Annotated in this window: 5 protein-coding genes; 2 read left to right on the forward strand and 3 right to left on the reverse strand. The window is 65.6% G+C overall.

Annotated elements, in window-relative coordinates:
- Positions 1 to 60 precede the first annotated feature (60 nt).
- Positions 61 to 2,115: a TonB-dependent receptor gene (locus tag ATI02_RS11240; protein ID WP_100846290.1), complete on the forward strand. Its 2,055-nt coding sequence runs from the start codon at positions 61 to 63 to the stop codon at positions 2,113 to 2,115.
- A gap of 65 nt (positions 2,116 to 2,180) precedes the next feature.
- Here the strand turns inward: ATI02_RS11240 and ATI02_RS11245 are convergent, their stop codons facing one another.
- Genes ATI02_RS11245 through ATI02_RS11255 form a run of 3 tightly spaced genes read right to left on the reverse strand, consistent with a single transcriptional unit; the run spans position 2,181 to position 8,296 of the window.
- Positions 2,181 to 4,328, reverse strand: a complete 2,148-nt coding sequence (locus tag ATI02_RS11245; RefSeq protein WP_100846291.1) for a TonB-dependent receptor — start codon at positions 4,326 to 4,328, stop codon at positions 2,181 to 2,183.
- Between the two features lie 33 nt (positions 4,329 to 4,361).
- On the reverse strand, positions 4,362 to 7,415 hold the full coding sequence (locus ATI02_RS11250; protein WP_100846292.1) for a hypothetical protein: 3,054 nt from the start codon (positions 7,413 to 7,415) through the stop codon (positions 4,362 to 4,364).
- Positions 7,412 to 8,296, reverse strand: coding sequence for an ABC transporter ATP-binding protein (locus ATI02_RS11255; RefSeq protein ID WP_100846293.1), 885 nt, complete (start codon positions 8,294 to 8,296; stop codon positions 7,412 to 7,414). The genes ATI02_RS11250 and ATI02_RS11255 overlap by 4 nt, the downstream gene beginning before the upstream one ends.
- Positions 8,297 to 8,590: 294 nt before the next feature.
- On the opposite strand from ATI02_RS11255, the gene ATI02_RS11260 reads away from it, so the two are divergent.
- Positions 8,591 to 15,010, forward strand: a complete 6,420-nt coding sequence (locus tag ATI02_RS11260; protein WP_100846294.1) for a non-ribosomal peptide synthetase — start codon at positions 8,591 to 8,593, stop codon at positions 15,008 to 15,010.
- The last annotated feature ends 12 nt before the right edge of the window (positions 15,011 to 15,022 follow it).

The raw sequence follows: 15,022 nt of genomic DNA on the forward strand, positions 1-15,022 counted from the left end.
CGATGCAACACGACGGCTACCCGCCAATCTTGCTATAAACGTAACACTATAACAATAGCCATGAGTTTGACACTGGCCAATTCGGCGCTCGCCGCCGCCACCAGCGAGCCCGTGCAACTGCCGGCCTCGACGGTGACTGCGCGCATGGAGCAGGAAGACCCGAAGGAAGTGCCCATCAGCCTCAGCGTGATCAGCGGCGAGCAACTGCGCACCCAGCGCCTCGACACGCTGGAAAGCGCGCTGCGCAACACGTCCGGCGTGAGCGTCAACTCCTCCGGAGGCCCGAATGACTTCAACGTGCTGATCCGTGGCGTTGGCTCGCTGTACCAGATGTCGATGGATGACAGCTCCGTGGCGTTCAATATCGATGGCGTGCCAGTGTCGTCGCGCAGCCTCGGCTTCGGCACCCTCGACGTCGAGCGCATTGAAGTGCTCAAGGGGCCTCAGGGCACGTTGTCCGGTGCGATTGGCCAGGCGGGCGCGGTGAATATCACCACGCGCCAACCGACCCGCGACCTTGAGGGTTATGTGCGTGGCGAAGTCGGCCAAGAAGGCCAGTTCCTCACCGAAGGCGCCATCGGCGGGCCGATCAGCGAGAGCCTCAGCGGTCGCCTGGCTGTGCGTCGTGCCGGCTATGACAGCTGGATCGACAACGACCAGACTAACCACCCCATCACCAAGCCACGTAACGAAGCTTACCGAGGCAGCCTGCTCTGGGACCTTAACGATGACACCCATGTGTTGGTCAGCGCCGAACGCCAGAAAACCGAGCGCGCCACCAACTCGCTGGTGTTGCGCCCTTACGGCAGCGACCCCAGCCTGGACCTGACGCCAGGCCTGTTCGACGACAACTACAAGACCACCGAGCGCTATACGCTCAAGGTCGATCACGACTTCGCCAACAGTCGCCTGACCTCCACCACCGCCACGTCCACCGCCGACTTCGAAGGCCTGATCGCCTACGACAGCAAACTCATGGGCGCCCTGTACGGAACCCCTAGCGAATTCTGGGTGGTGGACAAATCCTTCGAGCGCAGCTTGAGCCAGGACCTGCACCTGAGCTCGCTGCCCGACTCCGAGGTGTTCTGGGTAGCGGGCCTCGCCGCCAGCCGCAACGAGCGCAGCTACGACACGCCACGCAACACCTACGGCACCTCCGGCGCCAAATACCGTGACTTTACCACCACCACCTACGCCGGCTACGGCGAAGTCACCTTCCCCCTCACCGAGCGCCTGAAACTCACCACCGGCTATCGCCACTCCTGGGACCGCAAGACCTACGACGGTCAGTACTTCTCTGGCAGCAGTGCGGTGCAAGACGCCCGCAAGCTGACCGACGACTATGGCACCGGCCGCGTTGCCCTGAGCTACGCGCTCACGCCGCAAACCAACGTCTACGTGCAACTCGCGCGGGGCTATAAATCCGGTGGTTTCAATGACTATGCCTCGCAGGTCACCGACAGCGAACCCTACAAGGCCGCTGTCAGTAAAGCCGCAGAACTGGGCTTCAAGAGTGAAACCGAAGACCGTCGCGGCAGCGTCAACGGTGCACTGTTCTTCACCCGGGTACACGACGATCACCTCCTCGGCTACGACGCAGCAACCTTCGCCACCAATGCCTTCAACGCCGACACCCGCACCCGTGGTGCCGAACTGGAAGGCAGTTGGCGCTTCGATTACGGCCTGACCCTGGCCGCCAGCGCCACCTACCTCGATGCCAAGATCACCAGCGGCGTGCAAGGCATCCAGGCCGGTGACGTCGCCGCCGGCAACCGCACCCCGGATGTCCCGCGCTGGAGCGGCAACTTCAACGCCAGCTGGAAACACCCACTGGGCACCATCGCCAGCCTCGGTGAAACCACCCTCAACACCAGCCTGAACTACCACTTGGTGGGCGAGCGCGCGGCCGACCCGCAAAACCACTTCAACCTGGACAACTACGAGAAACTCGACCTGCGCGCGGGCCTGGAAAGCAAGTTCGGCGAAGTCTATGCCTTCGCCGACAACCTGCTGAACCAGACCTACGACACCTACGGTTTCTACAGTGACCCGGTGGCCTACGGTGCACCGGCACGCCGCCGTACCTTGGGCGTGGGCTACACCTATCAGTTCTGACCGCCCCCGTCGCCGGCAAGCCGGCTTGTAGGAGCCAGCTTGCAGGAGATGGCCACAACTGGAGTTCAGAACTGGTAGCTATACCCCACGCCCGCCGAACGCCCCCGCCCCGGCATGCCAGTCAGTACCTGGTCGGTGGAGTACGAGCCGTACAGGTCGTAGCGCGCATCCAGCAGGTTGTCGCCCCACAGGTAGACCTCCGAGCCGCCACTCTCCAGCCCCAGGTGCAGGTCCAGCTTGGCGTAGCCCTTGAGGTCGTAGTGGTTCTGCGGGTCGGCCGGGCGGTTTTTCTGTACGCGGTAATTGAGCAAGGTGTTCAGGCGTGGCGCCGGCAACCCGAGCAAGGCCCCCAGGTTCTTTTGCCAGGCGACGCTGAAGTTGCCGCTCCACAGCGGCACATCCGGCACGCGACTGCCCGCTGCCACGTCACCGCCGGACACACCCGGCGCATCCGACGTCACTACCGCATTGGTGTAGCTCACGGCACTGCCCAAGGTCAGTTCATCGGTGACGTGCCAAGTGGTCGACAGCTCGGCGCCCTTGCTGCGGGTGTCGGCATTCACCGCGCTGACCGCCAGGGTGTTGAAGTCGTAGCCCAGCAGGTGGTCGTCCTGCACGCGGGTGATAAACAGCGCCCCCTCCAGGCTCAGGTCGCCCCCGGCGCTTTCATGTTTGAAGCCCAACTCGGCGGAATTCACCTTGGCGGCCTTGTAGGGCTCGCTGTCCTTGATCGACGTGGCGTAGTCGTTGAACCCCGCTGACTTATAGCCCCGTGACAGCACCGCATACACATTGGTCTGCGGCGTCAGCGCATAGCTCAGCGCGACGCGCCCGGTGCTGTAGTTGTCCTGCAAACGCCGGCTGTCACTGACCTGCGCACCGCCACTGGAATAATCGGCACCATAGGTCTTGCGGTCCCAAGTGTGGCGCAGGCCGGTGGTGAGTTTCCAGTCTTCGGCAATCGGGTACGTCACTTCACCATAGACCGCGTAGCTGTTGGTGCTGAAGTCGCGCATCTGCTGTGCGCCATTGGTGAAGTTGTTGGAATCGAAACTGCGCTCGGAACGCGACAGGTTGAGTCCTGTCACCCAAAACATATCGGCATCCGCCAGTGATCCCAGGCGCAGATCCTGGCTCCACACGCGCTCATAGGCCGAGTCTTCGATCAGGTATTCGAACGGGGAACCGTACAACGCCCGCGTGATGTTGCGATCGTAGCCCTTGACCGCATTGAAGTCGGTGCTGGTGTAGGCGCTGATCGAGGTGATGCGTGATTGCGCCAGGTCGTGATTGAGTTCGAAGGAGTAACGCTCGTTGGTCTTCTGGTTGCCATCAAAGGTACCTGGCGTGTAGTCCAGGCTCGGGCGATTGCCAAACGGACGTAACAGTTCCAGGCCCGCATAGTGCTCGGCGCGCTGGCGCTCGGCAGTCAATAGGCCGGTGGTACCCTGGTCGTTGTCCCATAGCAGGCTGCCGCGCAGGGCCAGGTCCCGGGGTTTGGTCAGCGGGTCGCCGTCCTGTTGGTCATCGACCCAGTTATCAAAGCCGCTGCGACGCACCGCGATACGCCCGGCCAGCGAGTCGGTCAACGGCCCACCCACGGCGCCCTCGGTCATGAACTGGCCCTGGTTGCCGACTTCGCCACGCACATACCCCTCCAGCTCGCGCGTCGGTTTGCGGGTGGTGACGTTGATTGCGCCCGCCTCGCTGTTGCGCCCCAGCAATGTACCCTGAGGGCCCTTGAGCACCTCCACTTGCTGCACGTCGAGCGTGGCCAACGCCGCATTGCGCACGGACATCGGCACGCCGTCCACATTCAACACCACCGAGCCGTCATCCATGCTCATCTGGTTCAGCGACCCGACCCCACGAATACGCACATTGGCGTCATTGGCGCCGCCCCACGAGTTCACATCCACCCCCGGCGTGGTGCGCAGCGCGTCTTCCAGGGTGCGCAGGCGCCGGGTCTCCAGGGTTTTCCCATCAATCACCGAGAGACCAAAGGGAATGTCCTTGGCACTCTCCTGGCTCAACCGCGCGCTGACCGTCAGCGGTGCCAGTTCGATGGCCTCCGCAGGGGCCTGCGGCTGATAGTCAGCGGCATAGGCCGTGCACATCTGGCTGGACAAGCCCAGCGCCATGGTCTGGGTCAAGACGTTGGCCCGCCAGCCGAGGGGACGGCGCAGCGGTTGGATTAACAGTGCAGATGACATGACAACGCTCCAAAAGGCAGGGATGGTTCAAATTCATTGCGCAGGGCCCCAGCGCTCAAGCGCAGCGGCAATCGCGTCAGGATCAGGCGCGCCCAACAAGGGCTGGATCGCAGCCGGCCATCCCTGGCCGTTTCGGATGGCGGCGGTCATTGCCGTCAGTTGTTCGGGGCTTTGTTCGGCGGTCCATGCCAGGCTCGCCAGCGCTGCATAGGTGGCGGCCCAGCCATGCTCGCGGGCATCAGCCAGGGTGCCGACGGGTTCGCCGTCATTGCCCAGCGCGCGGGTCAGGTCATCGGCCATGAGTTTCACCAGTACCGCGCGCGCCTCAGGACCGTCTACATCCGCCACACACAGCAAGCCGATCGCGCCCGCCACGCCCTGGCTCAACCACAGGTAACCCGGCACCTGCCGCAGGTCGCTGGCGTCAATCAACACCCGGCGGGCAAGCAACTCGGCAATATGCGCACGGCGTGCCGAACGCCCGACGCCGGTCGCGGCCACGTCCCAATCCGGCGATTGGGCGAGCAACAGCTGACCGTGGCTCAAGCGGCTCTCGCCCATGCCGGTCGGCCAATGGCTCACGCCCTCCACCACCGGGCCACTGCCCAGGCGTCGCGCCACACAGGCGCTCATCAGGACCAGGTCTTCGCGCACTTCAACAGCCGTTTGCTGGCGGCTGGCATCCGCCTTTGCCTGCAAGCTGTAGGCAAAATCCAAAGGCGCCGTGCTGTGACCGTTGAAGTCCTGTCCATCAATCTCAACGTGCCATTGCCAGTCGCCCGCCGGCGCGATGGCCTCCACGGCGACGGCGGAACCTGCCGCCAAGGTGGGCACGTCGGCTGCCAAACCGACCTCGCTGCGTTGCACCGGCGCACGCAGCAGCCGCTCGCTGTCCAGCCCCAGGCGCGGCATAACACGGCGCGCTTCCAGCCACACGCCGTGCGGCCCCAACCAGAACGCTTCGCCTTCCGACGACCAGCCGTTGGCGCTGACAGTCCAGTTCAATTCCACATTACAGGCGTTCGTCGCACAAGGTGCCAGGGGCACGCGCAGGTGCTCGGTCGCCTGTTCGAACGTGACCGGTTGCCCCATCACGCTCACCGCCGTCACCTGCATGCCTGGCGGCAACTCGGCATCCAGTTGACTGGCGACCACGGCGTCCAGCGTCCACTGGCCCTCAACCTGACGCGCAGCGGAATCCACGCGCATCTGCACGCGCCCACCCGCCACCTGCCAGGCAGCCGCGTTGGCCACCCAGCGCTGTTCCCAGGCGGCGCGCTCGGCACGCCCTTCGGCCACCGATTGGTAGTCGCCCTGCTCCACCCAATAATGCTGCAAAGCCACGCCACAGCCCAGCAAACCCAAGGCGCCAAGGGCTAACACGGCAAGCGGCAACGGCTGGCCCACGTCAGCGAAACGGCGGCGCTCGGGACCGCGTGGCAGCGCCAGTGCCGCCACGCCGACCATCACCGCGCAACCTGCGAGTTTCCAGCCTGCCAGAGTGCCCAGATACGGTAACCAAGGCGCCCAGCCGGCGAGTTGCGACAACGCCACATGCGCCGGTATCCCCATCGCATAGGCGGGGTAGCTGACCAGCCCCAATTCGTGGTTGAGCACCAGGAAAAACGTCAGCAGCATCGACGTGGCGTAGGCGAGTCCCGAGCGGCGAATCAACGCGTGCACCAGCACCGTCAGCGCGGCCAGTTCCAGCAGCGGCGGCGCGAACACCAGCGCTTGGTAGACCAGTACAAAGCCCGGCGCCAGGCTGTCGGACGCAGCGATGGCGCTGATCAGCAGGCTGGCAATGCCTGGCACCAGCGCCAAGGTCAGGGTCGCCAACAACACACAGGCCGTACGGCCGAACAATCGCAGCCAGGTCGGTGCGGGGGTCGCCTGCAACATCGCGCCGAGGCCTTCGACGTCATCACGCCGACACACCAAGCCCACCAGCGCCGCGATAATAAAGGCGATCACCAGAAACAACGCGCTCGACAAGAGCGGCAGGGTCAGATCCGCCCGTGGCACCATCGGTCCGCGCGCATGCCACACGCCGTGGACAAAACCACTGAGCACGCCCATCACCAGCAGCAAGCCGAGCGCCACCCACCAGATCCGCCGTGCAAACAACTGGCGTACCTGCCAGCGCGCTTCATGCCACAAGGCGTGCGTCCAACGACTGGCCGTCAACGGACCCGGCAATTGCACGTCACGGCTGCGCAGCATAGGCGGTTCCGCCAGCACCGCACCGCTGCGCCGGCCCATCAGGCCCTGGCGCGTGGTGCGCGCCAACACCACGGCCAGTACCAGCAGCGGCAACACACACCACAACGCGCGGTTGAGCCAGAACCCTGGCGTCAGCGCCAGCAGCGACTGCGACTTCTGCGCAGTGCTCCAGGTTTCGACCTGGGCCTGGGCAAAGGTAAATAGCGACGGGTCCAGGCTGGCCGCCAACAGCGGGTTGATATGCCCGCCCTTGAGTACGACCACCGCAAACATCCACAGCAGCATCAATACCGTCGCCAGGGCAAAGGGCGCAGCCAGGCCACGGCTGCGCAACGCCAGCAGGTAATACAACGCACCGATTCCAGTACTCACCGGCAACAGCAAGGCGACCCAGGCAAAGGCCAACGCCGACCAGACCGGCGCACCGATACTGGCCGCTGGTACCCAGCCGAGCCAGCCCAATACCGGGCTGACCAGGAAGCCGATAATCAACGCACTGGCGAGTAACCCGCCCACCAGCGCCGCGCCGATAAAACGCCCCCACAGCAGCGCCGGCAGCGACAGCGGCAAGGCCAGCAGCACCTCTTCCAACTGCGCCTTGCGGTCGCGCAGGGCCGGCTGCGCAAACACCCAGGCCCAGGCAAAAAACAGGAAGAACATGCAACCGCACGACATCAGGTAAATCAGGCTGGGTGCATTGCGGGCGATGTCGCTGGCACCCATTTTCTGCACGTAGTCGGCATTCGTCAGGGACATCAGCAGGTAGCCGGTGAGGCCAAGAAACACCAACAAGGGAATGCCACTGCGCAGCCCCGCGCGGACTTCCACCCAGGCTTCACGCAACAGCAAGGCGACGGTATTCATGCCTCCACCGCCTCGCCGGCCTGGGCCAGCGCCAGGTAATAGATATCCTCCAGGCGCGGCGCGTGGGGGCTGAAACGCGGGTCTGCTGGACGCTCGCCGTGCACGATCACGCGACTGCCTTGCGGGCTGGCGGCCACATGCAACGCTTCGGGCAACGATTCACCACGGCTGAACGGCGCTTCCCACAAGCGGCCCTGTTCGGCAGCGAGCAAGTCGGCCGGGCGACCTTCGACAATAATCTGCCCGCCGGCCAACACCGCCAGGCGGCTGCACAGGTTCTCGACGTCTTCGACGATATGGGTCGAGAGCAGCACGATGGATTCGGCGGCGACATCCGCCAGCACCCGATGAAAACGGTTGCGTTCGGCCGGGTCGAGGCCCGCCGTGGGCTCATCGACGATCACTAAGCGCGGCGACCCCACCAGTGCCATGGCGATACCGAACCGGCGCAACATGCCGCCCGAATAGGTCGCCAACGCACGGTGGGCCGCCTGCTGCAAGTTGACCTTATCCAGCAGGGCCTCGATTTCCTCGCGGCGCTGGCGGTTGTCGGTACGGCCCTTGAGCCAGGCGAACCGGTCGAGCAAATCCCGCGCACTCACGCCGGGGTACGCGCCCAGTTGCTGCGGCAGGTAACCCAGGCGGCGACGCAGATGATCGGGGCCGCGCAGAACGTCCACGCCGTCCAGGTGGATGCTGCCGGCGTCCGGCAGTTGCAGGGTCGCCAGGGTGCGCATCAGGCTGCTCTTGCCGGCGCCGTTGGGACCGAGCAAGCCATACATACCGGGGCCAACACTCAGGTCCACGCCGCGCAGCGCTTCGACGCCATTGTTGTAGCGCTTGCGCAGGCCGCGCACTTGTAAACCCGAATCGACAGACATCCGCAACTCCATGAAGAGGCCCTGCAAGAGGGCGGCGAGCGACGGTAGTCAAGGCCGTGGGCCGGGCTCTACCCGATTCAAGTCATTTTCCAACCGCATCGCGCGGCGTATCGGCGTCATGTCCCGCAACTGCGCCCGTGCAATCGGCACTGGGCAAACGGATACGGGGCAAAAACGATTCGATCCGGGTAGTCGCCAAAATGAGAATGACTAGCATCTCCCCCATGCATTTGCCTGCCCCCAGCGCCTGGGCCAACCCCGGCCCGGGCCCTAGCGATGAGAAGACGTTGAGCCATGGCCACTCCCAGCACCTCAACCGCAACACTGCTGCGCCAATCCCTGTCCGACGCACTTGGACTGCCCGCCGACCAGGTGCCCCTGGAGGCCAACCTGATCGAATGGGGCCTGGACTCCGTCACCCTGATCCGTCTTGCCGGCCAATGGCGGCGCAAGGGCCTGGCCGCGCGTTTCGCCGACTTGGTGGCGGACCCGCGCCTATGTAGCTGGCTGGCCCTGCTTGACACCGCCCCCACGGCCCCCGCGCCGGTCAGCACCGCCACCGATGACGGGCTGCCGTTCGAACTGGCGCCGATGCAGCACGCTTACTGGATCGGTCGCGCCCCTGGCCAAGCGCTGGGTGGCGTGGCAGCACACTTCTATAACGAGTTCGATGGCCACGACGTTGACCCGATACGGTTGGAAGCCGCCGTGCGTGCCCTGCTCGCGCGGCACCCGATGTTACGGGCGCAGTTTCTCGATGACGGCCGCCAGCAGGTCCTCGCGCACAGCCCGTGGCCGGGGCTCACGGTGCATGACCTGCGCCAGGCCGGCGCCGAACAGGTGCAACAACGGCTGGCAGCCTTGCGAGCCGAGCTGTCCCATCGCAAGTTGGCCGTGGAACAAGGCCAGGTGCTGGATATCCAGCTGTCGTTGTTGCCCGACGGCACCCGCCTGCACCTGAACCTCGACATGCTCGCCGCCGATGCCTTGAGCCTGCGCACCCTGCTCGGCGACCTGGTGCTGTTGTACCGCCAACATCCCCTGCCCGCGCTGGACTACACCTTTGCCCGCTACCTGGCTGACCTGCGCCAGGAACAGGCCAGCGCCGAGCAGCGGGATCGTCACCAACAGGCGCGCGACTACTGGTTGCAGCGCCTCGATCAATTGCCCGGTGCGCCGAGCCTGCCGATCAAGGCCCAGGGCGATGACCGCCAGGTCTGCCGCCGTCACCATTGGCTGCCGCCGTCAGAACGCCAGGCATTCGAACGCCAGGCGCGGGAGCACGGGCTCACGCCGGCCATGGCGTTGGCGGCGGTGTTCAGTGAAGCCCTTGGCGCTTGGTGCGATACACCCGAGTTGCTGCTCAACCTACCGCTATTCAACCGCACGCCGCTGCATGCCGACGTTGATCGCCTGGTCGGGGATTTCACTTCGTCGATCCTGCTGGCCTGGGACGGCCGGGTCGCCGGCACGTTTGCCGCACGCGCCACCACCCTGCAACGCCGCTTCCACAGCGATGTCGCACACAGTGCGTTTTCCGGCCTGGAGGTGTTGCGTGAACTGTCCCGCCAACGCGGTGAACAAGTGCTGGCTCCCGTTGTATACACCAGCGCACTGGGCCTGGGTGAGCTGTTCGCCGAGGGCGTGCAGGCGAGTTTCGGCCAACCGGCGTGGATCATTTCCCAGGGCCCGCAGGTGTGGCTCGATGCGCAAGTCACCGAGCTGGACGGCGGCATCCTGGTCAACCTCGATGCACGTGAAGGGCTGTTCGCCGACGGTGTGCTGGATGGTATGTTCAAGGCCTATACCGACCTGTTGCAACGCCTGTGTTTTGACCCGGACGCCTGGCATCAGGCGCCGTCTGCGCTGATCCCCGCCGAGCAACTGGCCCTGCGCCAAACCGTGCAAGGCCAGCCTGCTGCCCTGCCCGTCAAGCGCCTGCATGAGGCATTTTTTGCCCAGGCACGCCTGACGCCCAGCTTGCCCGCGCTGCTGCAGGGCAACCATTCCGTCATCGGTTATGGCGAGCTGGCCGAGCGGGCCCTGCAAGTTGCAGCGTACCTGGAAGACCAAGGTATCCAGCGCGGCGATGTCGTGGCGCTGCAACTGCCCAAGGGCCCCGAGCAAGTTATCGCGGTACTGGGGATCCTCGCCTGCAGCGCCACGTACCTGCCCATCGGCATCGACCAGCCCGACGCACGCGGCCAGAAAATCTGCGAAAGCTCAGGTGCGCGGTTGCTGCTCAAGGCCCTGCCACCTGCGGGCCCCGCGCTGGACGCGCCCCGGCCCGGTGCGGTCAGCGACCTGGCCTACATCCTCTACACCTCCGGTTCCACTGGCGAACCCAAGGGCGTGGAAATCAGCCACCTGGCCGCCGCCAACACCGTGGACGACCTGCAACGACGCCTCCAACTGACCGCCGATGACCGCATCCTCGCGCTCTCTGCGCTGGAGTTCGACCTGTCGGTGTTCGACCTGTTTGCTGCGCTGTCCACCGGCGCGGCGGTGATTGGCATCGAGCCCGAAGCGCAGCGCGATGCCCCGCGCTGGCGTGAACTGGCCTTGCAGCACCGCGCCAGCGTGCTCAACTGCGTGCCGGCGTTGCTGGACATGTTGCTCGGTTGCGCCCCGGCCGACGCTCGCCTGCCGCTGCGTGCGGTGTTGCTCGGCGGTGACAAAGTCGCCCCGGACCTGGCGCCACGGTTGTGGGCCCAGGCGCCGGGCTGTCGCTTCATGGCCTTGGGCGGCGCTACCGAAGCGGCGATCCACTCGACGCTGTTCGAAGCCCTCCCCGGCCAGCCATTGGCTTGGCACTGCCTGCCCTACGGCAAACCGCTGGACAACGTCAGCCTGCGCATCGTCGACCACCAGGGCCATGACTGCCCGGACTGGGTGGCCGGGGAGCTGTGGATCGGCGGCGCCGGGGTGGCCCAGGGTTATCGCGGCGACCGCGTGCGCAGCGCCGAACGTTTTGTCGACTATCAAGGCCTGCGCTGGTACCGCACCGGCGACCGGGCGCGCTACCACCCCGACGGCACTGTGGAGTTCCTCGGGCGTAGTGACTTCCAACTCAAGCTGCATGGCTACCGCATCGAGGCCGGCGAAGTCGAGCAGGCACTGCTGGCCTGCCCAGGCGTGGAGCACGCTGTCGTATTGCTGGCCGGCCAGCAATTGGCGGCGGTGGTCCGTCTGGCGCACGGCGCCGTGCAGCCTGTGCAGATCGACCTGCCGGGCCTGGCCGAGCGCCTGCCGGCGTATATGATTCCCTCGCTCATCCTCGGCTGCGCGCAGCTGCCCTTGACCGGCAACGGCAAGGTCGACCGCAAGGCCTTGCACGCGTGGCTCGTCCAGCATAGTCCGGTGCAGCAGGCAAACCTGACGGCGCCCTGCGGCGTCATCGAACAGCAGGTGGCCCGCGCCTGGCAGCAGTTGCTTGGCTGTGGTGAGGTGTGCCGCGAACACAGCTTCTTTGCCCTGGGCGGCGACTCCCTGAGCGCCACCCGCCTGGTGCGCCTGCTCGCCGAACAAGGGCTGGGCGGTGCACGCATCGCCCAGGTGTTTGCCAAGCCGGTGCTGGCGCAGTTTTGTGTCAACCTGCATCAACAGGCACAGGCCGAACCCGCACACACCGTTGTTGCAGACCTGGCGCAACGCCACGCGCCCTTCCCGATGACTGAGGTGCAGCAGGCCTATTGGCTAGGCCGCGACCCCAGCCTCGTGCTGGGGGGTGTGAGTTGCCACTTCTACCGTGAATACGACGTCGAGGACCTTGACCTGCCGCGCCTGCAACACGCGTTGCAGCGCTTGATCGAACGCCACGAAATGCTGCGCGCTGTGTTCGACCACAATGGCCAGGCGCGCATCCTGCAACAAGTGCCAGCCTTCGTGATCGGCCAGGGCCACGCCAGCCTGGACGACCTGCGCGAACACTGTGCCCATCGCGTGTTCGCCCCTCACCAATGGCCGCTGTTCGATATGCAAACGGTGACCCACGGCCGGCACACACGCCTGGCGATCAGCCTGGACAATTTGATCCTCGATGCCCTGAGCATCCTGCGTTTCTACGCCGAACTCGATGCGTTGTACCGCGAGCCCGGCATTGCGCTGGCCCCGTTGGACCTGTCGTTTCGCGATTACCAATTGCAGTGCGCCCCGGCACCTGAAGAGCTGCACGCCGCGCAGCGCTTCTGGCAGGAACGCCTGCCCGAATTACCGCCCCATCCGCAGTTGCCGCTGGCCGCCGACCCCGCCAGCCTGGGCCGACCACGCTTTGAACGCCTGCAAGGGCAGATCGATGCCAGCGCCTGGCAAGCGATCCTGTCCAAGGCCCAGCAACAGGGGCTCACCGCCTCGGCGGTACTGCTCTGCGCTTTTGCCGAAACCCTCGGCCGCTGGAGTGCACGCCCAGACCTGAGCCTCAACCTCACACTGTTCGATCGCCGCCCCATGCACCCTCAGATCGACCAGGTAATGGGCGACTTCACATCGCTGACCCTGCTCGGGTATGTGCCCGTGGCGGGTGAGCGTTGGGTTGACCGTGCACGGCGTACGCAACACTCCCTGGGCGAGGCGTTGGAGCATCGCTGCGTGGGTTCGGTCAGCCTGCTGCGTCAGCTGGCCCGGGGCAATGGCGAACAACAGGTGAGCATGCCGGTGGTGTTCACCAGCGCCCTGGGTGTGCCGGATGGCACGGCGGCGCCAGTGGACGGCCCGTTTGCCCACCAGGTTTTCGGCCTGACACAAACCCCGCAAGTGTGGCTCGACCACCAGGTCGTCGAAGCCAACGGTGGCATTGCCCTTAACTGGGACCGTGTGGTCGGCCTGTTTCCCGAAGGTCTGGTTGAAGCGATGTTCGACGCTTACCTGCATAGCCTCAACTGGTTGGCGGAGCACGCCTGGGACAGCGCGCCACCCGACCTGCTGCCCCAGGCCCAAGCACAACGGCGCGCTCAACTCAACGCCCCGGTCGACTGCGTGCCGGGCGACCCGACGCTGCACCAGGGTTTCTTTGAGCAGGCGCGTCATGCTCCGCAGCGCCCCGCCTTGTTATGGGGTGAACACGGCACGCTGAAGTACGGCGAACTGGCCAACCACGCGCTGCGTATCGCCCACAGCCTGATGGACGCAGGTGTCGCACCCGGCGACCTGGAGGCCGTGTCCCTGGCCAAGGGGCCGCAGCAGGTCGCCTGTGTGCTGGGCATTCTGGCGGCCGGCGCCGCCTACTTGCCGGTGGGTGTCGATCAGCCGTTGCAGCGCTGCCAGCGCATCCTGCAACAGGCCGGTGTGACCGTGATGCTCGCGGAGCACGACCCGCGACTCCCCGGCGTCAAACACCTCAAGCCCTCCACTGCGTTGAAGGCCGAACCGCTGGCGGCGCCACCGCCGCTCTCAGCGGGTGAACTGGCCTATGTGATCTACACCTCCGGCTCCACCGGCCAGCCCAAGGGCGTGGAAATCACCCACCGCGCGGCGATGAATACCGTGGCCGAGATCAACCGCTGTTATGGCGTCCAAGCCAGCGACCGGGGCCTGGCCCTGTCGGCGCTGGACTTCGACTTGTCGGTGTACGACCTGTTCGGCCTGCTTTCGGTGGGCGGCGCCCTGGTGCTGATCGACGAAGACCAGCGCCGCGATGCCCGCGCCTGGCTCAAGGCATTGCGACAGCACCGCGTGACCCTGTGGAACAGCGTGCCGGCGCTGCTCGACATGCTGCTGGAAGCCAACGCTCAAGACCGCCAGCCCCTGGACCTGAGGGTCGCACTGCTGTCCGGCGACTGGATCGGCCTTGATCTGCCGCAACGCCTGCAAGAGCAGGCCTCCGGTTGCCGTTTTATCTCCCTCGGCGGCGCGACCGAAGCGGCGATCTGGTCGAATCACTTTGAAGTACGCCAGGCAATGCCGGGCTGGCGTTCGATCCCCTACGGCGTGCCGCTGGCCAACCAGGCCTACCGGGTGGTCGATGCTCTAGGCCGTGACTGCCCCGACTGGGTCACGGGGGAACTGTGGATCGGCGGTGCCGGCGTCGCGCGCGGTTATCGCCACGCGCCGCAGTTGAATGCCGAGCGCTTTGTCGACGGTTGGTACCGCACCGGAGACCTTGGTCGCTACCACCCCGATGGCCTGTTGGAGTTTCTCGGGCGCGCCGACAGCCAGGTGAAGGTCCGTGGCCATCGCATCGAACTGGGCGAAATCGAAGCCGCCCTGGCGCGTCACCCCTGTGTGAACAGCGCCGTGGCGCTGGTCGCCGACCACCGACTGATGGCCGCCGTTACGGCCAGCACCTGCGTCGAGGTGCTCGCACAGCATCTGGAGCAGTGCCTGCCGGCCTACATGCGCCCGGAACAGATCCTGGTGCTGGAACGCCTGCCCTTGAGCAGCAATGGCAAGGTCGACCGCCGTGCGCTGCTCGCTCCCTTGAGCGCCGCTGCCCAGCCACGGGACGCGATGGATGAGCAACCACTGAGCGCCGGCGAACAGGTGATCGCCGAGCTCTGGCAGCACTTGCTCAAGGTGCCGAGCGTCTCGCGCCACGACAACTTTTTCCGCCTGGGCGGCGACAGCCTGCTGGCCACGCGTTTTCTCGAAATGCTGCGCAGCCGTCTGGGTGTGGAACTGCCCATGGGCCAGTTGTTCGGCGCCGCCAGCCTGTTGGAAGTGGCGCAGACCCTCGAACGCCTACCCACCCCACACACCGTTGAAGAAGGCGTTATCTGATGCCCGCGCAAC

Source organism: Pseudomonas baetica, from assembly GCF_002813455.1.
In the GTDB taxonomy this organism is placed as follows: domain Bacteria; phylum Pseudomonadota; class Gammaproteobacteria; order Pseudomonadales; family Pseudomonadaceae; genus Aquipseudomonas; species Aquipseudomonas baetica.